14 protein-coding genes, 3 tRNA genes and 3 rRNA genes are annotated in these 22417 nt (G+C 63.4%); 13 read left to right on the plus strand and 7 right to left on the minus strand.

Translation table 11 applies throughout. From position 1 onward, the window contains the following. Positions 1–71: 71 nt before the first annotated feature. From LU699_RS11300 to LU699_RS11320, 5 genes are read right to left on the minus strand one after another with little or no spacing between them, the layout of a single operon-like run. A complete protein-coding gene (locus LU699_RS11300; RefSeq protein WP_232137398.1) occupies positions 72–1295 on the minus strand; it encodes an ABC transporter permease in 1224 nt (407 codons plus the stop codon). 23 nt (positions 1296–1318) lie between these two features. Next, a complete protein-coding gene (locus LU699_RS11305; RefSeq protein WP_232137396.1) occupies positions 1319–2617 on the minus strand; it encodes an ABC transporter permease in 1299 nt (432 codons plus the stop codon). Positions 2618–2628: 11 nt separating this feature from the next. Continuing rightward, complete coding sequence (locus LU699_RS11310; protein WP_232137394.1) at positions 2629–3351, minus strand: ABC transporter ATP-binding protein; 723 nt, start codon at positions 3349–3351, stop codon at positions 2629–2631. A gap of 49 nt (positions 3352–3400) precedes the next feature. Next, complete coding sequence (locus LU699_RS11315) at positions 3401–3601, minus strand: hypothetical protein (protein ID WP_232137392.1); 201 nt, start codon at positions 3599–3601, stop codon at positions 3401–3403. A 2-nt stretch (positions 3602–3603) separates the two neighbouring features. Further along, positions 3604–4917 carry an efflux RND transporter periplasmic adaptor subunit gene (locus LU699_RS11320; RefSeq protein ID WP_232137390.1) on the minus strand — a complete coding sequence of 438 codons (1314 nt, stop codon included), beginning with the start codon at positions 4915–4917 and terminating at the stop codon, positions 3604–3606. A 482-nt stretch (positions 4918–5399) separates the two neighbouring features. On the opposite strand from LU699_RS11320, the gene glmS reads away from it, so the two are divergent. The 13 genes from glmS to hemC all read left to right on the plus strand — a co-directional run bounded on the left by glmS (position 5400) and on the right by hemC (position 20728). After that, on the plus strand, positions 5400–7232 hold the full coding sequence (gene glmS, locus LU699_RS11325; protein WP_232137388.1) for a glutamine--fructose-6-phosphate transaminase (isomerizing): 1833 nt from the start codon (positions 5400–5402) through the stop codon (positions 7230–7232). Positions 7233–7788: 556 nt separating this feature from the next. Further along, positions 7789–9333, plus strand: a 16S ribosomal RNA gene (locus tag LU699_RS11330). Between the two features lie 73 nt (positions 9334–9406). Continuing rightward, positions 9407–9483, plus strand: a tRNA-Ile gene (locus tag LU699_RS11335). A 3-nt stretch (positions 9484–9486) separates the two neighbouring features. Beyond that, positions 9487–9562: transfer RNA gene (locus tag LU699_RS11340), tRNA-Ala, on the plus strand. A 240-nt stretch (positions 9563–9802) separates the two neighbouring features. Further along, positions 9803–12686 (plus strand): 23S ribosomal RNA (locus LU699_RS11345). A 168-nt stretch (positions 12687–12854) separates the two neighbouring features. Continuing rightward, positions 12855–12968, plus strand: a 5S ribosomal RNA gene (gene rrf, locus LU699_RS11350). The 16S, 23S and 5S rRNA genes sit together here with 2 tRNA genes alongside, the layout of an rRNA operon. Before the next feature lie 517 nt (positions 12969–13485). Further along, a tRNA-Ile gene (locus LU699_RS11355) sits at positions 13486–13561 on the plus strand. A 305-nt stretch (positions 13562–13866) separates the two neighbouring features. Then, complete coding sequence (locus LU699_RS11360) at positions 13867–15339, plus strand: OpgD/OpgG family glucan biosynthesis protein (protein ID WP_232138065.1); 1473 nt, start codon at positions 13867–13869, stop codon at positions 15337–15339. Next, positions 15336–17225, plus strand: a complete 1890-nt coding sequence (gene mdoH, locus LU699_RS11365) for a glucans biosynthesis glucosyltransferase MdoH (RefSeq protein ID WP_232138063.1) — start codon at positions 15336–15338, stop codon at positions 17223–17225. The genes LU699_RS11360 and mdoH overlap by 4 nt, the downstream gene beginning before the upstream one ends. 53 nt (positions 17226–17278) lie before the next feature. Then, entirely contained in the window at positions 17279–17965 is a 687-nt protein-coding gene (locus LU699_RS11370) for an alpha/beta hydrolase (protein ID WP_232138062.1), read from the plus strand. A gap of 2 nt (positions 17966–17967) precedes the next feature. Then, complete coding sequence (locus tag LU699_RS11375; RefSeq protein WP_232138061.1) at positions 17968–19041, plus strand: sensor histidine kinase; 1074 nt, start codon at positions 17968–17970, stop codon at positions 19039–19041. Further along, the gene (locus LU699_RS11380) at positions 19038–19772 is read left to right on the plus strand and encodes a LytR/AlgR family response regulator transcription factor (RefSeq protein WP_232138060.1); all 735 of its coding nucleotides are present in this window, start codon (positions 19038–19040) and stop codon (positions 19770–19772) included. The genes LU699_RS11375 and LU699_RS11380 overlap by 4 nt, the downstream gene beginning before the upstream one ends. A gap of 44 nt (positions 19773–19816) precedes the next feature. Next, positions 19817–20728, plus strand: a complete 912-nt coding sequence (hemC, locus tag LU699_RS11385; RefSeq protein WP_232138059.1) for a hydroxymethylbilane synthase — start codon at positions 19817–19819, stop codon at positions 20726–20728. 79 nt (positions 20729–20807) lie between these two features. Here hemC and LU699_RS11390 read toward each other — a convergent pair whose 3' ends face one another. Both LU699_RS11390 and LU699_RS11395 read right to left on the minus strand, forming a co-directional pair. Next, positions 20808–21500, minus strand: a complete 693-nt coding sequence (locus tag LU699_RS11390; protein ID WP_232138058.1) for a DUF481 domain-containing protein — start codon at positions 21498–21500, stop codon at positions 20808–20810. An 81-nt stretch (positions 21501–21581) separates the two neighbouring features. Next, positions 21582–22403 carry a hypothetical protein gene (locus LU699_RS11395; protein WP_232580171.1) on the minus strand — a complete coding sequence of 274 codons (822 nt, stop codon included), beginning with the start codon at positions 22401–22403 and terminating at the stop codon, positions 21582–21584. Between the last annotated feature and the right edge of the window lie 14 nt (positions 22404–22417).

Here is a 22417-nt window from a genome sequence, read left to right on the forward strand (position 1 = left end):
AACGTTTGGGATCAGAAGGCATGGTCGTCGCCGGCTGCGCTGGACGCAACCGGCGACGGGGTGGCGCGCGATCAGATGCTGCGCGTCGCTACGGCCGGCGGAACGGAGGCCGCGCGCCTGGCTGGCCAGTACACCGCGACCTGACCCAGCAGCCAAAGGACAACAGCGCCGATCGGCAGATACACCAGTGGCAGACGGCCCAGTTCGTAGCGCGACATCAGCAGCTGGTTGAGGCCGTACGCCAGCAGCATGCCGAGCACGATGCCGATCGTCGCGAGCAGGAAGTTCTCGACCTGGAAGTAGCGCAGGATCTGGCTGCGCGTCGCACCGAGCGCACGGCGGATGCCGATCTGCTTGCTACGCTGCTGCACCCAGAAGCTGGCCAGCCCAACGATGCCGAGCGCGGTGACGACCAGCAGCGCGATGCACACCACGACCAGCAGCATCGCCATCGCGCGATCCTCGCGATAGTACTTCTCGCGCAGGTCGGACATCAGGTCAGCATTGACGGCGATGCGGTCCGGATCGATCTGCTTGAGCGTGGCCACCGCGGCATCGAGCACCTGGCGACGTTGCGCCGGGTCGGTGCGGATCACGTAGTTGATGCCGTTGGAAGCGTCGCGGATCGGCAGCAGCATCGTCGCGTTCCCGGGCCCCGTGTTGTCCGTCGGCATCGCCAGCGTTTCGACCACACCGACGATCGGAATCGGTGCACTGCCCCAGCTGTAGATGTGTTGGCCGACCGCATCTTTGCCCGGGAACAGACGCTCGGCCATCGCGCTGTTGATGATCACGGCAGGCACGCGCGCCGAATCGCCAGCGCTTTCGACGTCGGCCATGTCGAGGAACTCGTCCGGATTGAACCGGCGTCCGGACACCAGCTTCAGGCCGAACGTGTCGAGAAGATCCTCGCTGCCCAGGTAACCCGATGCCACGATGGTGTTGTTGGGCTGGTCGGGGCTGAGTCGAACGCCGCTGGTCGAGCTGCTGTTGCCATAGGGGATCTGGGTGACCGTCGCGACGTGGCGGACGCCGGGGAGCGTTCGCAGGGCGGCCAGATCGCGCTCGACGGCGGCCCTGCGGTCTACGCTGGCGGTTTCGTCGATGCTCGGCATCTGGATGCGCAGGATCTCGGCCTCGACCGTGCCGCTGGGACGCGACATGTGATCGAGCCGGCGATCGATCAGATAGATCGCGTTGCAGATGATCGCGCAGGCCAGCGCGATCTCGATCACGATCAGCGCGGCCGCGGTCTTGTGCCGGCGCAGTGTCGAGAAGATGGGGCGGATGTCCATGGATGTCCTCGAGAAAATTCGGATCACTGCGACTTGAGCTGGATGGCCGGTGTCACCTGCATCGCGCGCCACGCCGGCAGCAGGCCGGCCAGCAGACTCGCGACGATGGACAGGGCGAAGGTCGTCAGCAGCATCGTCGTGTCGAGCTGGGCGAGCGCCGCGTAACTGCTCGGGTTCTGGCGCACGGCCCACAGGCCGAGCAGCGCAAGGCCCAGACCGACGACACCACCTGCGACACCGATTGCACCCGCCTCGACCAGAAACTGGGCGAAGATCGCGCGACGCGACGCACCCAACGCGCGGCGCACGCCGATCTCCGATGCACGGCGCAGGCTCTTGGCAAGTAGCAGGCCCACGGTATTGACCAGGCATACCACCAGAAAGCCGATCGCGAGCCACAGTTGCAGACGCACATCACTGGGGACGATTTTCTGGTGGTCGAGCAGAGCCGGGACATCACGCAGCCGCACGTTGGTGGGGCGCTCGAAGCGTCCGGCCGTGCGCTGCTGGTCGGAGTAGCTGGTCAGATAATCGCGATAGGCCGCGGCGTCAGTGGAAGCGGGCAGCTCCACCCAGTACTGCACCCAGGTACACGGTGCGCTAAGTGCATTCGGATCGCCGCCCGAGTCGCCCCAGCAGTTCATGCTGCCCATGCGCGAGAGCTTCTGTTCGATCGCAGTCGAGAACGGGACGAACACCGATTCGAGTGAATTGAACCTGTCCAGTGACAGATCCCAGAATCGCGGCGTCGGCATCCAGGGCCCAAGCACGCCGACGACACGAAAGTCCGCACCGTTGACGCGCAGGGTTTTGCCGGTGCTGTCGCCACCGCCGAACACCTTCTGGTTGGTCTCGGCCGAGATCACCGCCACGCGCGCCCGGGAGGCGTCGTCTTCAGCGGTCCAGGCGCGGCCATGGGCCAGAGGCGCGTCGAACATCGGAAAGAAATCCGATGACGTGTAGCGCGCATCGGTGAAGAACGCCGGGCGGTTGTCGTCCGGCGCGACTGCGACGAATCCGCCGCTCATCATCGCCTGCCGTGCGCCGCGCGCCTCGCGCAGCAGGTTTTCCGCGTCGAAGCGGGTGATGTTCCGGTCCGGCTCTTCACCGGATGTGTAGCCATGCATGCTGGCCGCATCCAGCTGCACGTAGAACAGGCGATCGCTCTTGTCGGGAATCGGATCGCCCGAGAGCACATGGAACACGGTCAGCGTGGTCATGCTGGCGCCGATACCCAGCGCGATCGCCAGCACCATCAGTGCGGTGAGCACCTTGCTGTTGCGGAAGCTGCGCAGCGCGAGCTGCAGGTAGTAACCGAACATGCCGGGTCTCCTCAGGCGTCTGCAGGAACGCGCGATGCGGCCGCTGACGATGGTGATGCGTGCAGCGCCTGCAGATCGGTCGCCATGCCGTCGACGATGTGCACGTTGCGATGCGCGCGCGCCGCGAGTTCCGGATCGTGCGTGACCATCACGATCGTGGTGCCGCGCGCGTTGATGTCCTCCAGCAGCTCCAGCACGCTGCGCGCCATCTGCGAATCGAGGTTGCCCGTCGGTTCATCGGCGAGCAGCAGGCGCGGACTGCCGGCGAGTGCGCGTGCGATCGCCACGCGCTGCTGCTGACCGCCCGACAGTTCGGCCGGAAAGTGCTTCATGCGCGAGCCCAGGCCGACCAGCGACAGCGACTCCTCGATGCGCAGGCGACGATCGGACGCCGCCATGCCGCGATAGCGCAGCGGTACGTCGACGTTGTCGAACAGATTGAGATCGGGGATCAGGTTGAAGCCCTGGAAGATGAAGCCGATCTTTTCGTTGCGCAGCTTCGAGCGCGCATCGTCATTGAGTCCGCGTACCTCGACACCGTCGATCCGATACTCGCCACCGGTGAAGGTTTCCAGCAGGCCGGCGATATTGAGGAAGGTCGTCTTGCCCGAACCCGACGGTCCGGTGACGGCGACGAACTCGCCCTCGGCGACATGCAGGTCGAGCGAGCGCAACGCGTGGGTTTCGACGAGTTCGGTGCGGTAGACCTTGGCGACCTGGCGCATGTCGAGCATGGGAATGTGTCCTGTGACGTGAACTGGAGAGAAGGAAGGCGCGTCGCGATCAGCGGACGCGGAACAGGTTCGGCAGGCCGCGGTCGACGGTGTGCCGGCGGGTGCGTGCGAACACGGGCATGCGCGCGCCGGATGACATGTCGGTGGGAATGCCGGCCTCGAATGCGGCCGACAGCCGGCGCGGCACGGCGCTGGCGAGTTCGTCGGCGGTCCAGGCGACGGGAAACGGGCAATCGATGCGTGTGTGCATGATCAGAGTCCGGAGATGCGGATGCGGTCCGCGTTGTCGAAGAGATCGGTGCCGGCGACGACGACGCGTTCGCCCGGCTGCAGGCCCTCGACGATTTCCACCGCCGACAGGCTGCTGGCGCCGGCCGTGATCGGCCTGCGCACCGCCGTGTTGCCATCCATCACGTACGCCGCGCTGCCGCCTTCCTGATCGAGGAAAGGACCGCGCGCGACCATCAGCACGTCCTTGCGTGTGTCGAGCAGGATGCGCGCGGTCAGGCGCTGGCTCTGGCGCAGGCCCGGCGGCTGGCTGTTCTCGTCGAAGCGCAGGCGCGCGACGACTTCGCCGTTGACCACCTCGGGCGAGACGGCCGAGACCTTCGCCGGATATGTCGTGCCGTCGCTGCGCAGTTCGGCCGGCATGCCGATCTCGAGATCGCGCGCGAAGCTTTCCGGCACCTTGATCTCGACCTCGAACACCGACAGATCGACGACCGACAGCACCGGCGCGTTCGCGGCGACGTTGCTGCTCTGCACCGCCTGCACCTGGCCGACGATGCCGTCGAACGGCGCGCGCAGCGTCAGCGCATCGACCTGGCGACGCACTTCCGTCACCACACTGCGCTGGCGGTCGGCGACGAGTTGCTTGTTGCGCGTGTCCAGCCCCGCACCGCGGCCCTGCAGGCCGAGATCCTCGGTGGCCGATGCCACACCGATTTCGGTCTTCTGCAGCGTGTCCTGCGCGCGTGCCAGATCGACCTGCGCCACGGCGCCACCTTCATAGGCGCGCTGGTAGCGCTGCAGATCGCGCTCCGCCGCGGTGCGGTCGATCTGCGCCTGGTCGAGGACCTTGCGCGCTTCGGCCTGTCGCAATTGCGCATCGAGCCCGGCGCGGCTGGCTTCGGCCTCGTAGCCGGCCAGCGTGGCCTCCTCCTGCGCCAGCTTGCTGCGCAGCTCCGGGCTGTCGATCTCGGCGAGCGCCTGGCCTTTCTCGACGCGATCGCCAGCAACGACTTTCAGGGTGAGCATGCCGCCGGAGATCGCATACAACGTCGGGCTGTTGGCTGCGATGACCCGGCCCTCGGCCGCGATGTCGCGGACCAGATCGCCGCGGGTCACCTCAGCGAAGCGCAGACGCTGCGCATCGACCGACTGCGCGCCGGATGCCCAGCCGCTGAGCAGCCAGGCGACAGCGCCGATGAGCAGCACACCTGCGACGCCGCCGATCAGCCACGGGCGGCGGCGCGAATGACCGGAACGCGCGTGGACAGTGTCCTGCCCGGCGGTGTCGCGGATGCCGGCAGGGCGGGGAGGTTGATTGGGAGGAGCGTTGGACATGCGGACGATCTCTTGCAGATACGTCCTGTAAAGCAGATGCCGTGCCAATTTCAAGCATCTGATTTATATGGATAAAATTTTCAGGGTTCAGTGTCCGCGCGCCGTCCGGACGTCCGCGGGCGGACGGCGCGGCGCGCGCGTGAATCCATGAGTCGCGGCGGCAATGGGTGGCTGTGCGGAGCACGAATGGATTGATAACTGAAGTCCCGAGACGCCGCTTTCGTTTGAAGCCCAGAGATGCTCCGGCTTGTAATGGGTGCGCTTCGATATTGGTGGGCGAACGTTGTCCGGGGGCCGGCGCGATCGCATCGAATCGACGCGGTTGGCGGCAGCGGCCTCCCGGTTCCGACGCGGTGCTCGACGTAGCCCAGATCTCTTCGCAACTCGAGCTCTTGTTGCGCTGAACGCCTGCAGGGGCCGCCATACGAGTGCAGCCGGCAGCGCCGCTAGAATGGCGTCCTCAATAGATAGGAGCTGGCCGGATGTGCGGAATCGTCGGTGCGATCGCAGGGCGTGATGTGGTGCCCGTCCTCGTCGAGGGCCTCAAGCGGCTGGAGTATCGCGGCTACGATTCGGCCGGCATTGCGGTCGTGGTCGATGGCGCTGTCCGCCGCGTGCGCCGCACCGGTCGCGTCGCCGAGATGGAAGCGGCCGCACGTGCCGATGGCTTGCAGGCCGGACTCGGCATCGGCCACACGCGCTGGGCCACACACGGCGGGGTGACCGAGACCAATGCGCACCCGCACATCAGCCACGACAGCCTCGCGCTGGTGCACAACGGCATCATCGAGAATCACGAAGCGCAGCGCGAACGGCTGACCGAACTCGGCTACGTGTTCGAGTCGCAGACCGACACCGAGGTCATCGCGCACCTGATCCATCACCACCAGTCGCGGGGCTTGGATCTGTTGGCCGCACTGCAGGCGTCGGTCCAGGAACTCGAAGGCGCGTATGCGCTGGCGGTGATCGACAAGTCCGACCCCGACCGCATGGTCGTCGCACGCATGGGCTGCCCGCTGCTCGTGGGCCTGGGCGAGGGCGAGAACTTCGTCGCCTCCGATGTCTCGGCGATTCTGCAGGCCACGCGCCGTGTGATCTTCCTCGAAGAAGGCGACACCGCCGTCCTCACACGGGCCGCGGTGCAGGTCTACGACGGCAATGGCGACAACGTCACCCGCGATGAACATCTGTCGGATGTCTCGCTTGCGTCGCTTGAGCTCGGCCCCTATCGCCATTTCATGCAGAAGGAAATTCACGAACAGCCGCGCGCGCTGGCCGACACCATCGAAGCGATCATCGATGCGGCGGCGTTCGAGCCGACGTTGTTCGGCAAGGACGCTGGGGATGTTCTGCGCGAAGTGGAAGGTGTGCAGATCCTCGCCTGCGGCACCAGTTTCTATGCGGGATCCGTCGCGCGCTATTGGATCGAAGCGATCAGCGGCCTGCCGTGCTCGGTCGAGATCGCCAGCGAGTACCGCTATCGCAGCGCCGTCGCCAATCCGAAGCATCTGATCGTCACGATCTCGCAGTCGGGCGAAACGCTCGACACGATGGAAGCGCTCAAGTACGCCAAGTCGCTCGGACATACGCGCACGCTGTCGATCTGCAACGTGCCCGAGAGCGCGATCCCGCGTGCCAGCGGTCTAGTGTTCTACACCCGCGCTGGCGCCGAGATCGGCGTGGCGTCGACGAAGGCGTTCACGACGCAGCTCGTCGGGCTGTTTGCGCTCGCGGTCACGCTGGCCAAGCTCAATGGACGCCTCAGTGCAGAGCAGGAAGCCGCTTACATCGAAGATCTGCGCCAGTTGCCGGGCAGCGTGCAGCACGCGCTCAACCTCGAACCGCAGATCACGTCCTGGGCGGAGAAGTTCACGCCCAAGCATCACGCGCTGTTCCTCGGCCGCGGCGTGCATTACCCGATCGCATTGGAGGGCGCGCTCAAGCTCAAGGAGATCTCCTACATCCATGCCGAGGCGTATCCGGCGGGCGAACTCAAGCATGGTCCGCTGGCGCTCGTGGATGCGGAGATGCCTGTCGTCGTGATCGCGCCGAAGGACGCGTTGCTCGAGAAAGTGAAGTCGAACATGCAGGAAGTGCGGGCGCGTGGCGGCGAGCTGTTTGTGTTCACCGACGCCGACAGCAACTTCAGCGCCTCCGAGGGCGTGCATGTCATCAGGACGCCACGCCACGTCGGCGTGCTGAGCCCGATCGTGCACACCATTCCCGTGCAGCTGCTTGCGTATCACACGGCCCTGTCGCGGGGCACCGATGTCGACAAGCCCCGCAATCTGGCCAAGTCGGTCACCGTCGAATAGCGCCGTTGCGGGAATCGTCCTGAACAGGTGCCGGCGTTTAACGGTCTGATACAGAAATTCGTGTCAGCCTCTTTGCAAACCGATTTCATCTATGCATAATTCGCCCCCCCGCTTGACGGGCTGCTCTTCGGGGCGGCGAGCCAGGCGGGAAAGAGGACGAAAACGCGGCTTCACGCGGTGTTGACAGACTCGAAAGTCGCGGTAATATGTGCGGCTCGCTTCAACGAAACGCCTTCGGGCCGGACGGAGAAGTCGGCGGAAACCAACCCTCACCGAGGTGTTGACGAAAGCCAAAACCGCGCTATCATGGGCGGCTCGCTTCGGAGGAAACAACGAAGCAGTGGGAAGCAGGCGCTGAGGCCGCTTCCGCAGATCTTTGACAGTGTGCGCAGGATACTTATGCGGACGTCTGGCTGGTGGCGTGAGTCCATTAGCAGACGTTCTAGAAAGAGCAAGAAAGATTCAAAAGCATGCAAATGCTGGTGAGTAGTTCGAGTTCTGGAAAAGACATCTGCACTCGAAGCATTAGATGTCACTTCGGTGATGTCGAAACATTTAAGTGAAGAGTTTGATCCTGGCTCAGAGTGAACGCTGGCGGCAGGCCTAACACATGCAAGTCGAACGGCAGCACAGAGGAGCTTGCTCCTTGGGTGGCGAGTGGCGGACGGGTGAGGAATACATCGGAATCTGCCTATTTGTGGGGGATAACGTAGGGAAACTTACGCTAATACCGCATACGACCTACGGGTGAAAGCGGAGGACCTTCGGGCTTCGCGCAGATAGATGAGCCGATGTCGGATTAGCTAGTTGGCGGGGTAAAGGCCCACCAAGGCGACGATCCGTAGCTGGTCTGAGAGGATGATCAGCCACACTGGAACTGAGACACGGTCCAGACTCCTACGGGAGGCAGCAGTGGGGAATATTGGACAATGGGCGCAAGCCTGATCCAGCCATGCCGCGTGGGTGAAGAAGGCCTTCGGGTTGTAAAGCCCTTTTGTTGGGAAAGAAAAGCAGTCGGTTAATACCCGATTGTTCTGACGGTACCCAAAGAATAAGCACCGGCTAACTTCGTGCCAGCAGCCGCGGTAATACGAAGGGTGCAAGCGTTACTCGGAATTACTGGGCGTAAAGCGTGCGTAGGTGGTTTGTTAAGTCTGATGTGAAAGCCCTGGGCTCAACCTGGGAATTGCATTGGATACTGGCAGGCTAGAGTGCGGTAGAGGGTAGTGGAATTCCCGGTGTAGCAGTGAAATGCGTAGAGATCGGGAGGAACATCCGTGGCGAAGGCGACTACCTGGACCAGCACTGACACTGAGGCACGAAAGCGTGGGGAGCAAACAGGATTAGATACCCTGGTAGTCCACGCCCTAAACGATGCGAACTGGATGTTGGGTTCAACTAGGAACTCAGTATCGAAGCTAACGCGTTAAGTTCGCCGCCTGGGGAGTACGGTCGCAAGACTGAAACTCAAAGGAATTGACGGGGGCCCGCACAAGCGGTGGAGTATGTGGTTTAATTCGATGCAACGCGAAGAACCTTACCTGGCCTTGACATGCACGGAACTTTCCAGAGATGGATTGGTGCCTTCGGGAACCGTGACACAGGTGCTGCATGGCTGTCGTCAGCTCGTGTCGTGAGATGTTGGGTTAAGTCCCGCAACGAGCGCAACCCTTGTCCTTAGTTGCCAGCACGTAATGGTGGGAACTCTAAGGAGACCGCCGGTGACAAACCGGAGGAAGGTGGGGATGACGTCAAGTCATCATGGCCCTTACGGCCAGGGCTACACACGTACTACAATGGAAAGGACAGAGGGCTGCAAACCCGCGAGGGCAAGCCAATCCCAGAAACCTTTTCTCAGTCCGGATCGGAGTCTGCAACTCGACTCCGTGAAGTCGGAATCGCTAGTAATCGCAGATCAGCATTGCTGCGGTGAATACGTTCCCGGGCCTTGTACACACCGCCCGTCACACCATGGGAGTTTGTTGCACCAGAAGCAGGTAGCTTAACCTTCGGGAGGGCGCTTGCCACGGTGTGGCCGATGACTGGGGTGAAGTCGTAACAAGGTAGCCGTATCGGAAGGTGCGGCTGGATCACCTCCTTTAGAGACAAGACCACGTGACTTGTCCAGGCGTCCTCATAAGTAACCTGCACGATTGGTAATCAAAAGCAAGACTGGGTCTGTAGCTCAGGTGGTTAGAGCGCACCCCTGATAAGGGTGAGGCCGGTGGTTCGAGTCCTCCCAGACCCACCACATGGGGCCTTAGCTCAGCTGGGAGAGCACCTGCTTTGCAAGCAGGGGGTCGTCGGTTCGATCCCGACAGGCTCCACCATTCTTGATGATGATTCACCGATCGCTGCGCACACATCAGATTTGAATGTCGACAGGCACTGTGGCCTGACGACGGTTCTTTGAAAAATAGGGAAGTAGCGAGCGTCTGAGACAAGAACTCATACGTGTCGTGTGGCTAAGGCGGGGACCTCGAGTCCCTAGTAAATTGAGTCGTTATATTTGCGTCGATGCTTTGTACCCATCGACCGAAATATAGCTCCGAGGCAACTTGGGGTTATATGGTCAAGCGAATAAGCGCACACGGTGGATGCCTTGGCGGTCAGAGGCGATGAAGGACGTGGTAGCCTGCGAAAAGTATCGGGGAGCTGGCAACAAGCTTTGATCCGGTAATGTCCGAATGGGGAAACCCACCTCCTAGGAGGTACTGCATGGTGAATACATAGCCATGCAGGGCGAACGCGGTGAACTGAAATATCTAAGTAACCGTAGGAAAAGAAATCAACCGAGATTCCCTGAGTAGTGACGAGCGAACGGGGAACAGCCCAAAAGTCGATATGGTTTTAGCAAAACGGTCCTGGAAAGACCGGCCATAGAAGGTGATAGCCCTGTATGCGAAAGGGCCATATCGATGAAAAATGAGTAGGGCGGGGCACGAGAAACCCTGTCTGAATATGGGGGGACCATCCTCCAAGGCTAAATACTCCTGACCGACCGATAGTGAACCAGTACCGTGAGGGAAAGGCGAAAAGAACCCCGGAGAGGGGAGTGAAATAGACCCTGAAACCGTGTGCGTACAAGCAGTAGGAGCCTCGCAAGGGGTGACTGCGTACCTTTTGTATAATGGGTCAGCGACTTATTGTTCGTGGCAAGCTTAACCGTATAGGGGAGGCGAAGGGAAACCGAGTCTGATAAGGGCGCATAGTCGCGGGCAATAGACCCGAAACCGGGTGATCTAGTCATGCCCAGGATGAAGGTTGAGTAACATCAACTGGAGGTCCGAACCCACTCCCGTTGCAAAGGTAGGGGATGAGGTGTGATTAGGAGTGAAAAGCTAATCGAACCCGGAGATAGCTGGTTCTCCTCGAAAGCTATTTAGGTAGCGCCTCATGTGAATCTTCTTGGGGGTAGAGCACTGTTATGGCTAGGGGGTCATTGCGACTTACCAAACCATTGCAAACTCCGAATACCAAGACAGACTGCATGGGAGACACACGGCGGGTGCTAACGTCCGTCGTGAAAAGGGAAACAACCCAGACCCACAGCTAAGGTCCCAAATTATCACTAAGTGGGAAACGATGTGGAAAGGCACAGACAGCCAGGAGGTTGGCTTAGAAGCAGCCACCCTTTAAAGAAAGCGTAATAGCTCACTGGTCGAGTCGGTCTGCGCGGAAGATTTAACGGGGCTAAGTGATAAACCGAAGCTTGGGGTGCACATATTTATATGTGCGCGGTAGAGGAGCGTTCCGTAAGCCGTCGAAGGCAGATTGAGAAGTCTGCTGGAGGTATCGGAAGTGCGAATGCTGACATGAGTAACGATAATGGGGGTGAAAAGCCTCCACGCCGAAAGCCCAAGGTTTCCTTGCGCAACGTTAATCGACGCAGGGTGAGTCGGCCCCTAAGGCGAGGCAGAAATGCGTAGTCGATGGGAAGCTGGTTAATATTCCAGCACCTCGCATAAGTGCGATGGGGGGACGGAGAAGGTTAGGTCTACCAGGCGTTGGTTGTCCTGGGGAAAGGCGGTAGGAGTGGGTCTTAGGCAAATCCGGGACCCTTTAACTCCGAGCACCGAGACGAGCTCATTAGAGCGAAGTGACTGATACCACGCTTCCAGGAAAAGCCCCTAAGCTTCAGCTTATGCAGACCGTACCGTAAACCGACACAGGTGGGTAGGAAGAGAATTCTAAGGCGCTTGAGAGAACTCGGGTGAAGGAACTAGGCAACATAGCACCGTAACTTCGGGAGAAGGTGCGCCCTTGATCGTGGCCCATGCGGGCTACAGCGATCGGGGGCCGCAGTGACCAGGCCGCTGCGACTGTTTATCAAAAACACAGGACTCTGCAAACACGAAAGTGGACGTATAGGGTCTGACGCCTGCCCGGTGCCGGAAGGTTAATTGATGGGGTCAGCCGCAAGGCGAAGCTCTTGATCGAAGCCCCGGTAAACGGCGGCCGTAACTATAACGGTCCTAAGGTAGCGAAATTCCTTGTCGGGTAAGTTCCGACCTGCACGAATGGCGTAACGATGGCGGCGCTGTCTCCACCCGAGACTCAGTGAAATTGAAATCGCTGTGAAGATGCAGCGTTCCCGTGGCAAGACGGAAAGACCCCGTGAACCTTTACTATAGCTTTACATTGAACGTTGAGTTCGTCTGTGTAGGATAGGTGGGAGGCTTTGAAACCATGGCGCTAGCTGTGGTGGAGCCAACCTTGAAATACCACCCTGTCGTGCTTGACGTTCTAACCTAGGTCCGTTATCCGGATCGGGGACCATGTATGGTGGGTAGTTTGACTGGGGCGGTCTCCTCCCAAAGAGTAACGGAGGAGCTCGAAGGTACGCTCAGCGCGGTCGGACATCGCGCACTGTGTGCAAAGGCATAAGCGTGCTTGACTGCGAGATCGACGGATCAAGCAGGTAGGAAACTAGGACTTAGTGATCCGGTGGTTCTGTATGGAAGGGCCATCGCTCAACGGATAAAAGGTACTCCGGGGATAACAGGCTGATACCGCCCAAGAGTTCATATCGACGGCGGTGTTTGGCACCTCGATGTCGGCTCATCACATCCTGGGGCTGTAGTCGGTCCCAAGGGTATGGCTGTTCGCCATTTAAAGTGGTACGCGAGCTGGGTTCAGAACGTCGTGAGACAGTTCGGTCCCTATCTGCCATGGGCGTTGGAGATTTGAGAGGGGCTGCTCCTAGTACGAGAGGACCGGAGTGGACGAACCTCTGGTGTTCCGGTTGTCACGCCAGTGGCACTGCCGGGTAGCTATGTTCGGAAGCGATAACCGCTGAAAGCATCTAAGCGGGAAGCGCGCCTCAAGATGAGATCTCCCGGGAGCTTGACTCCCCTGAAGGAACCATCAAGACCAGGTGGTTGATAGGCTGGGTGTGTAAGCACAGCAATGTGTTGAGCTAACCAGTACTAATGATCCGTGTGGCTTGACCATATAACCTCAAGTTGCTTCTAACCGAAGCATCCTTGGCCAACGACACGAATGAGTCGTCTAAAATGTTCGCTACTTCCCAACCTCTGAGAGCGTGAGCGCTGTCAGTCCCACTTTCGAGCGCATACCTGCGACCGATCACCGGACTGACTTGCGACCCTCCACCCTCTCCCTGGTGACTATAGCTGTATGGAACCACCCGATCCCATTCCGAACTCGGAAGTGAAACGTACATGCGCCGATGGTAGTGTGCATCTAGCATGCGAGAGTAGGTCATCGCCAGGGTTTTTACCCAAAACCCCCGCCGGGATTCCGGCGGGGGTTTTTCTTTGCGTGCGCTTTGGCGGTAGTACGAGAAAGAGTGAGAAAGTCAGGGTGTTAGAGAGTCAGGTCTCAGCACATGACGCGAGGAGATTTAGTCGTCGGGTGCCGCTAGATAATCTCCGCTCGCTCAGAATCCGGCTGCGCATGGAGGCGCACGCGACATATCAGCTGCTCGAGGACGGGCGCTGTGTTCGCTTGCGACGGCGCGCCGGGACTCGAGGCTTCAGGCGATCAGGCGGACCGGGGCGATGGGCGATGGGTTTCGCTTCGCTCTTTCCGTCCTACGAGAGCTTGTCCTCGGGACTTGGAATTGGCGTCTTGGCGCCACGCGAACTGGGCGAATCAGTCGACCGGTCTTCGATATGACTGGAGTGTGTTCGCCTGATGAATTGCTTTTGATGCTCCGCAGTTCCGATCCCGCTGCGTCTGATCAAGGCATTCCGCTTCTGTCGAGCGAATTGTTACGATTGCCGACCGCGGGCCTATAGCTCAATGGTTAGAGCAGAGGACTCATAATCCTTTGGTTCCAGGTTCGAGTCCTGGTGGGCCCACCATGTGTCGTGCGTTGCAACGACTTTTTGGGTAACGGTGTCATGCGCGTTTTTGCTCGGCGGCGCCCGCGCTCGACTGGGCGCGGCTGTCGAGGCAATTCGCCTCGTAAACGCTTCCGACCTAGACGAGGGTGCCACGTCAGGCATTCGAATCCTGACTGTGCGTTCTTGATGTCGCGCCGACGGTTCATGTGTTTCGCAACATCCTTACACCTGCACCGCTACATTGCGCTGGACCTGAATACGATCCGGCGGGGCTTTCGGTGCGACGACGTGATGTTCTGAAGACTGCCCTGGCTGCACCACTCTTGGGTGGCTGGTGGCCGGCGCTGGCTGCAGCGGCGGAAGGCCTGACGCCAATCCCGTTCGGCTCCGAAACGGTCGTGCAGTTGGCGCGTGCGCTCGCGGCAGACGTTTACGTTGCGCCAGATACGACGTTGCCTGCCGCGCTCGCCGGTGCGAATTACGACCAGTACCGGGATTTCCGTTACCGCCCTGACCAAGCGCTGTGGCGTGACCTGCCGGGTGTCGATTTCCAGGCGCAGTTCTTCCATCGCGGATTCCTGTTCAAACCGCGTATCGAGATCCACGTCGTCGAGGGTGATCGGGCCCGCGAGCTGCCGTTCTCGACATCGCTGTTCAACTACAGCCCGAATCCCACACCCGCGCTGGACGACAGCACCGGCTTCGCAGGATTCCGTCTGCACGCGCCGTTGAACAGCCACGAATACCTCGACGAGCTGTGCGTCTTCCTCGGCGCGAGCTACTTCCGCGCGGTCGGTAAGGGGCTTGCCTATGGGCTCTCGGCGCGCGGACTCGCGCTGGGCAGTGGCGATCCGGGCCCGGAAGAATTTCCGGTGTTCCGCGCGTTCTGGCTGCATCGTCCGGAGCCCGGCAGCACGACGATCACCGTCGACGCCTTGCTGGATGGTCCGAGCGTGGCAGGCGCCTACCGGTTCCAGATCCAGCCGGGCGAGGACACCGTATTCGAAGTCGATGCGCGGCTGTTCCCGCGGGTGGATCTGGCCCACGCCGGTATCGCGCCCCTGACCAGCATGTACCAGTTCGATGCCTCCGATCGCACCGGCATCGATGACTACCGTCCGTCCGTGCACGACTCCGACGGCCTCGGCCTGTTGACCGGCACCGACGAACAGGTCTGGCGACCGCTGCACAATCCGTCCTCGATCCAGCACAGCGGCTTCCAGGACCGGACGCCGCGTGGCTTCGGTCTGATGCAGCGCAAGCGCGGGTTCGACGACTTCGAGGATGCGGAAGCCGGCTACGAGAAGCGGCCCTCGGCATGGATCGAGCCGCTCGACGACTGGGGCGCCGGCGAGGTGCATCTCGTGGAGATTCCGACGGCCGACGAGTACCAGGACAACATCGTTGCATTCTGGCGACCAGCCGGGGCGTTGAAGGCCGGTAGCGAAAGCCGGTGGCGCTATCGATTGCACTGGACGGCGACCAAGTTGTGGAAGCCGGGGCTTGCGCACGTCGCAGCGACGCGGATCGGCGCACGCCCAGGCGAAGACCGTTCGATCCGGCTGGTCGTCATCGATTTCGAGGGCGGCGACATCGGTACTGACGCGCCACAGGTTGAAGTAGCGGCGAACATCGGGCGTATCGCCAACCCGGTCGTGCATGCGCGGCCCGGCGGTGGCTGGCGTGTCGGTTTCGAGTTTGCGCCGGACGGGCGTACGAGCAGCGAACTGCGCGCGCGATTGCATCGCGGCGGCGCTGCCGTCTCCGAGACCTGGGTCTACCGGTGGAGCGCATGAGCGTCGTCGACCTGCCGGCGATGCCGGAAACATCGCCGGTGCAGATGCCGATCCAGTCGCTGCGCGAAGGGCAACTGACCACGCGGCCATTGCCCAGCGCACCGACCGGGATGGCCTGGCGTCGTGCGTTCATCGTAACGACCGCGGCGGTGCTGACGATCTTCGCGACCTATCAGATCTGGTGGTTGCTGCGCATCGGCGGGATCGATCTGCTCGAGGGCCTGTTGTTGCTGGTCTTCGTGCCGTTGTTCGCGTGGATCGTGCAGTCGTTCGCGAGTTCCCTCGCCGGCTTCGTGCTCGTGCTGATGAAGCGCCCGGCGCGACTCGGCATCGATCCGCAGGCGCCGTTGCCCACGCTCAACGTGCGCACGGCGCTGTTGATGCCGACCTATAACGAAGATCCCGAGCGTCTGCTGGCCGGCCTGCAGGCGATCATCGAATCGCTGCAGGAAACCGGACGCGGCGATCATTTCGATCTGTTCGTGCTCAGCGATACGCGCGATGCGGATATCCAGCGACGCGAAGTGATCGCCTTCGAGCGGTTGCGCACTGCGATGCCGCAGGCGCGGCTTTATTACCGCCTGCGCGAGGACAACCACGAGCGCAAGGCCGGCAACATCGCGGACTGGGTGCGGCGTTGGGGCGGTGCATATCCTCAGTTCCTGATCCTCGACGCGGACAGCCTGATGACCGGCGACACGCTGGTGCGACTGGCGGCGGCGATGGCTGCGAACGACGACGTCGCGCTCGTGCAGACGCTGCCGGTCATCGTCAACGGCGCCACGGTATTCGCGCGCATGCAGGAGTTCTCCGGGCGCATGTACGGACCGGTGATCGCGCACGGCGTCGCCTGGTGGCATGGCGCGGAGAGCAACTACTGGGGCCACAACGCACTGATCCGCACCGCCGCATTCGCCGCGCATGGCGGGTTGCCGGAACTGCAGGGCCACACGCCGTTTCGCGGCGCGGTGTTGAGTCACGATTTCGTCGAAGCCGCGCTGATCCGGCGCGGCGGCTGGGCACTGCACATGGTGCCGACACTGGAAGGCAGCTACGAGGAAGGACCGCCGACGCTGACCGACATGCTGGTGCGCGATCGCCGCTGGTGCCAGGGCAATCTGCAGCACGGCGGTGTGCTGCCCGCGCGCGGCCTGCACTGGGTCAGCCGCTGGCATCTGCTGATCGGCATCGGTCATTACCTCACCGCGCCGCTGTGGGCGATGCTGGTGCTGATCGGTCTGGCCGTGCCGCTGCAGCATGGCGCGTTCACTGACGGCCTGTCGCCGGCCGAATACTGGATGGCGATCGACGACGGCCGCTTTCTCGGTGTGTTCGTGCTGACGATGGTGATGCTGTTCGCGCCGAAGATCCTGGGCTACATCGCCACGCTCGCCGATGCACGCATGCGGCGCGGCGCCGGCGGTGCATTGCGTGGCTTCATCAGTCTGTTGATCGAGAATGTCCTCGCCGCGTTGATGGCGCCGATCACGATGTATGTGCAGTCGCGCGGCGTGGCCGAAGTGCTGGCGGGTCGCGATTCGGGCTGGGATGCGCAGCGTCGCGACGACGGACGTCAGACCTGGGGCGACCTGTGGCGCAACTATCGCGGCACCACACTGCTCGGCGTGATCATGGGTCTGGGCGCGTGGATGATGTCGCCGGGCCTGGCCTTGTGGATGTCGCCGATGATCGTCGGCCTCGTCGCCTCGATTCCGATCGTGCGGCTCACATCGTCGCGTCGCGTCGGCCTGGCGCTGCGTCGCGCTGGATTGTTCTCGACCCCCGAGGAACATTCGCCACCCGAGGTGCTCGTACGCGCCGCCGCGTTGCGTGCCGAAGCGCATCCGCCGGAAGTCGTGGCACCTTCGCCGGTGGCGCACGGCTAGTCGCGCGCGACGGAGCGCTTACACTGGTGTTTCCGACCGTTTCCCGACTGCGCATGGATTCCCAGACCTCCGTACTGCTCGACTGCATCGAACGCGAGACCGGCCCCGCACCGGCGTGGAGCGTGATCTGGCTGCACGGCCTCGGTGCCGACGCCAACGATTTCGTCCCGCTGGTCCCCGAGCTCCTGCGCAAGGACTGGCCGGCGATCCGCTTCGTGTTTCCGAATGCGCCGGTGCGCGCGGTGACGATCAACAACGGCGTGCGCATGCGCGCCTGGTACGACATCGTCGACTTCGATCTTGCCAACCGCGCCGATGAAGCGGGGGTGCTGGAATCGGTGGCGCAGATCGATGCGCTGATCCAGCGCGAAGCGACGCGGGGCATTCCGGCGTCGCGTGTGATTCTTGCGGGCTTCTCGCAGGGCGGCGCGGTCACGCTCGCAGCAGGCCTGCGTCGACGCGTGCCGCTTGCCGGTCTGGTCGCGTTGTCCACGTATCTGCCTGCCGCGCGCAATGCCGGTGCCGCACTGGTCGACGGCGCAGCGCGCCAGCCGGTGTTCATGGCGCACGGTACGCAGGATCCGGTGGTGCCGCTGGGGGCCGGTGAGCAGAGTGCCGCGTGGCTATGCCAGGCCGGCTTCGACATCGCCTGGCATCAGTACCCGATGCCGCATTCGGTCTGCGCCGAAGAGATCGCCGCCCTCGGCGACTGGTTCGACGCGCGGTTCGCGGCCGGCTGAGCATGGCCGCGCCGGCAGTCGACGGTCTCTGGTTGCCGGACCTGTGCCGTCTGCCGCGTCTGCTGACGATGCTGGGCCTTGCCCAGCTCACCGTACTCGTGGTGCTGCTGGTGCCGAATCCCGCGGCGCCCTGGGATCTGTCCGCGTTCGTCTCCGCGAGCGGTTACGCGTTGTGGCTCGCGCTGTCGGTCTCGGTACTGCTGTGCGCATGCCGGCGACCGCTGTCGCGGTTTCCCGTGCGTCTCGGCGCGTTGATCGCGGTTGCCCTGGCGATGGCGGTCGCGGTGGTCGCCTCGGCGATCGTGCACGGTCTGTTCGCGAGCGTCGGCGGCACGACTGCGTTGCCGGGCTTCGGTCGATTCGTCGGCGGCAGTGGCGCGGTCGTCGCGCTGCTCACCGGCATCGCGCTGCGCTATTTCTACGTCATCGATCGCTGGCAGGGTCAAGTGGCCGCGCACGCGCGCGCCGAAGCCGACGCGCTGCAGGCGCGCATCCGCCCGCATTTCCTGTTCAACAGCATGAACATGATCGCCACGCTGTTGCGTCGCGATCCGGTGGTCGCCGAACGCGCAGTGCTCGATCTGTCGGATCTGTTCCGTGCTGCGCTCGGTGCAGGCGAAGGCACGTCGACGCTGTCGGAAGAAGTTTCACTGGCCGAACGCTATCTCTCGATCGAGCAGCTGCGCCTTGGGGATCGTCTGCGCGTGGACTGGGACAAGCAGGGTGACCTGCCATGGACCTTGCCGATGCCGCGTCTCGTGCTGCAGCCGGTGCTGGAAAACGCGGTGCTGCATGGCATCTCGCGATTGCCCGAGGGCGGGACCATCGATGTGCGTCTGACGTTTGACGCAAGTGTGCTCGAAATCGAGGTCGCGAATCCTTCGCTGCCGCCCGACAATGCGCCCGCACAAGGCGCAGGACACGCCCAGCGCAGCATTGCCCAACGTCTCGGCTACGCATTCGGGCCGCGTGCGCGCATGCGCTACGGGTGGAACGACGGGCGCTATGTGTGCACCATCCAGTTGCCGGTGCCGACGGACGGTGCGGCGCCGGTCCCGGGAGGACGCACGCCATGAAGGTCGTGATCGCCGACGACGAACCACTCGCACGCGAGCGCTTGCGGGTGCTGCTAGCGCAGCTTAGCGGCATCGAGATCGTGGCCGAGGTCGGCGATGGTCGCAGCGCGCTGGAAGCCTGCGCCGCGCACGATCCGGCGCTGGTGCTGCTGGACATTGCGATGCCGGGCATCGATGGGCTGGAGGTCGCGCGACATCTCAGTGCGTTCGAACCGCGGCCTGCAATCGTGTTCTGCACCGCCTACGACGCGCATGCGCTGAAAGCATTCGAAGCCGCGGCCGTCGACTATCTGGTCAAGCCGGTGCGCCCCGAGCGCCTGCAGGTGGCGGTCGAGCGTGCACGGACGTTCACTGCCGGACGCGACGTGGCGATCGATGGCGAGGCGCATGGCGACAAGCGGCGTACGCATCTGTGCGCACGCCTGCGCGGCAGCTTGCGGCTGATTCCGGTCGAAGACATCCGCTATCTGCAGGCCGAGGAAAAGTACGTCGTCGTGCATCACGCGCGCGGCGAGGATCTGGTCGAGGAATCGCTGAAGTCGCTCGAAGACGAGTTCGGCGACCGCTTCGTGCGCATCCACCGCAACTGTCTGGTGGCCCGGCATGAACTGGTCGAACTGCGTCGCGATCTTGAAGGTCACGTGCACGCGGTGCTGCGTCACGGCGACCGGCCGCTGGAAGTCAGCCGTCGCTGCGTGTCGCAGTTGCGCGACACCGTGCGTCAGCTCTGATCCCCCGGCAAGCGGGCCCGGCGGCGATCGCCGATAATGCGCGGATGGATCGACTGCGCATCGCCACCCGCAAGAGTCCGCTCGCCCTGTGGCAGAGCGAGCACGTGGCCGCCGCCCTGCGCGCGCGCCATCCCGGCCTCGATGTCGAACTGGTGCCGCTGAGCACACGCGGCGACGAAGTGCTGGACCGGTCGCTGGCGGCGATCGGCGGCAAGGGTCTGTTCCTCAAGGAACTCGAAATCGCGATGCAGGCGGGCGAGGCCGACTGCGCGGTGCATTCGCTCAAGGACGTGCCGATGGCGCTCGAGCCCGGCTTCGCGTTGCCGGCGATCCTCGCTCGCGCCGATCACGCCGACGGCTTCGTCAGCAACGACTTCGATGGCATCGACGCGCTGCCGATCGGCGCACGTGTGGGCACGTCGTCGTTGCGTCGGCAGGCGCAGCTGCGGGCGCGTCGTCCGGATCTGCAACTCGTGGATCTGCGCGGCAACGTCAATACACGTCTGGCCAAGCTCGACGCCGGCGATTACAACGCGATCGTGCTGGCGTGTGCGGGTCTGCAACGGCTGGGACTGGAGACGCGCATCCGCGCGCGGCTCGATGCGCCCGACTGGTTGCCGGCGCCGGCGCAGGGCGCGATCGCGATCGAATGTCGCGACGACGCGCCGCGGCTGCACGCGTTGCTGGCGACGCTCGACGATGCGCAGACGCGCCGCTGCGTCGAGGCCGAGCGTGCGATGAACCGGGCGCTGCATGGCAGCTGTCACGTGCCGGTTGCGGCCTATGCCTGGCTCGACGGTGACCGGTTGCGGCTCGAAGGGCTGGTCGGTTCGGCGCAGGACGGCCGCGCCGTGCGCGCGGGCGGCGAGTCCTCGCATGCCGAGGGCGATGCGCTCGGCGCCCGGGTCGCGTCGCTGTTGTTGGAAGCGGGGGCTGGGGCGTTTCTGCCGGGGTGAGCGCCGCGCGCTTGCGTTTTGTCGAACCCGGCGATGGGTTTCGCTGACGCTCTACCCATCCTACGAAGCGGACGCGACGTCAGAACGTGCGGCGGAGTTTGAGCGAGCCTTCGGTGTCGGTACTGCCGCGGCCGCCGTTGCCCAGCGTGTCGTGGCGCAGTTCGAAGTCCGAGCGCAGTGTCCACTGCGGAAACAGCTCGTAATCGAACGCCAGCGTCTGCCGCAGAAAGGTGTTCTCGCGCCCGGTCTCCACCTGCACTTCCTGGGTGAAGGACGCGCGCTTGCCGAGCTCCTGCGACAGCTGCACCTGGCCGGTCGCGATCGGCCCCATCGCGGCGGTGCCGAAGTCGGTATAGGGCTCGATCCGGACGCCGGTGCCGAACTCGATGCGCAGTGAGGTTTCGGGGCTGCGGATCGCTTCGAGGCCGTAGCGGGTGTCCCACTTCACGTGATTGCCGCCGGACCGGATGAATTCCCGGCTGGAGAACGGCGAATGCAGCGGCGCCAGGCGCCGGTCCGGCAGTTTGACCAGCGGATGCGCCACTGTGCGCGGACGCACGCCGGGTGCTTTCGGCGACCAGATCCGCTGACGCGCGACACCGGCCGTCCATTCCGCATCCCGGCACGACAGCCGGTAGCAGGGACGGCGCAGCGGCACCTGCCGCGCAGCCACAGCGGCGATGGCAGGCAGCTCCGGTGCGGCAGGGAGCGGTTGTGTGTAGATCGGCAGGCCCGCGATAGCCAGCCACCAGCCAGCAAGCATTTCAGCCATTCATGTAAGCGGTTACAGGTTGATTATGCCGAAGCCGACGTGGCAGTTGCCATCACCGGCGGATCGCCGTCGAAGCAGGCTTCAGGAATCGTGACCGGCATCGCGCTGCAGCCCGGCGCCTTCGTCGAGAAACAGGCGGTGCTCCAGCGCCGCGGCGCCCAGCAGGGCAAGAGCCGCCAGCATCAACAGCACAAGCGGCGGCACGCTGCCGGTCAACGCCAGCAGCCAGCACAGCAGCGGCGCACCTGCGGCAAGGCCCAGAACCGCGATGCGCGCACCGCGGAACGGCGGCGGGGCGATGCCGGGCGCCGGCAACCGGTCCACGGCGCGCCAGTAGAGGCCCTTGCACAGGGCGAGGCAGGCGCCGAGTCCGGTCAGCGTCGCCAGCATCGTGCGGCCGTCGTTGCCGGACACGAACAGCCGATCCATCAGCACATAGAGCACGGCGAGTCCGGTGCTCATCGCGAGCAGCAGATGGACCGGCAGCACCAGCGGCTGCTGCCAGGGCGCAGGCGCTGTCGGCCCGGCGTAGCCACTGGCGATCGCGGCCACGGTACCGAATGCGGCGAGCAACAGCAGCAGTCCCAGCGCGACCAGCAGCGGGCCGAGCGTGGTCCATGCGCCGGCCACCAGCAGCACCAGCAGCAGTGTGGCGATCGCGAGCGTGATCACGATCAGCACGCGCGCGCGACGCGGCGCGGTCGGGGCGACGGGACGTGCGAGGCGCCGCGCGAGCAGTCCGGCGGCGACGAACGCCACTCCCAGCAGCAGGCCGAGCAGCTGCAACTGGTGCAGCGTCGATGTCGCTTCGGGCCGCAACTGCAACAGCGCGGTCGTCATGCCGCTCCACATCAACAGGCCCAGACCGGCACCCGTCAGCGGCATCGCGGCGATCCTCAGCATCTGGCGCATCCTGC

This window comes from Luteimonas fraxinea, assembly GCF_021233355.1.
GTDB lineage: Bacteria > Pseudomonadota > Gammaproteobacteria > Xanthomonadales > Xanthomonadaceae > Luteimonas > Luteimonas fraxinea.

Excerpts from the sequence above, each read along its gene's own strand:
- LU699_RS11375 (WP_232138061.1), top strand. The coding sequence starts at position 17,968 with ATGGCCGCGCCGGCAGTCGACGGTCTCTGGTTGCCGGACCTGTGCCGT.
- LU699_RS11380 (WP_232138060.1), top strand. The coding sequence starts at position 19,038 with ATGAAGGTCGTGATCGCCGACGACGAACCACTCGCACGCGAGCGCTTG.
- LU699_RS11300 (WP_232137398.1), bottom strand. The coding sequence starts at position 1,295 with ATGGACATCCGCCCCATCTTCTCGACACTGCGCCGGCACAAGACCGCG.
- LU699_RS11390 (WP_232138058.1), bottom strand. The coding sequence starts at position 21,500 with ATGGCTGAAATGCTTGCTGGCTGGTGGCTGGCTATCGCGGGCCTGCCG.
- glmS (WP_232137388.1), top strand. The coding sequence starts at position 5,400 with ATGTGCGGAATCGTCGGTGCGATCGCAGGGCGTGATGTGGTGCCCGTC.
- LU699_RS11395 (WP_232580171.1), bottom strand. The coding sequence starts at position 22,403 with ATGCTGAGGATCGCCGCGATGCCGCTGACGGGTGCCGGTCTGGGCCTG.
- LU699_RS11370 (WP_232138062.1), top strand. The coding sequence starts at position 17,279 with ATGGATTCCCAGACCTCCGTACTGCTCGACTGCATCGAACGCGAGACC.
- LU699_RS11310 (WP_232137394.1), bottom strand. The coding sequence starts at position 3,351 with ATGCTCGACATGCGCCAGGTCGCCAAGGTCTACCGCACCGAACTCGTC.
- hemC (WP_232138059.1), top strand. The coding sequence starts at position 19,817 with ATGGATCGACTGCGCATCGCCACCCGCAAGAGTCCGCTCGCCCTGTGG.
- LU699_RS11315 (WP_232137392.1), bottom strand. The coding sequence starts at position 3,601 with ATGCACACACGCATCGATTGCCCGTTTCCCGTCGCCTGGACCGCCGAC.
- mdoH (WP_232138063.1), top strand. The coding sequence starts at position 15,336 with ATGAGCGTCGTCGACCTGCCGGCGATGCCGGAAACATCGCCGGTGCAG.
- LU699_RS11305 (WP_232137396.1), bottom strand. The coding sequence starts at position 2,617 with ATGTTCGGTTACTACCTGCAGCTCGCGCTGCGCAGCTTCCGCAACAGC.
- LU699_RS11320 (WP_232137390.1), bottom strand. The coding sequence starts at position 4,917 with ATGTCCAACGCTCCTCCCAATCAACCTCCCCGCCCTGCCGGCATCCGC.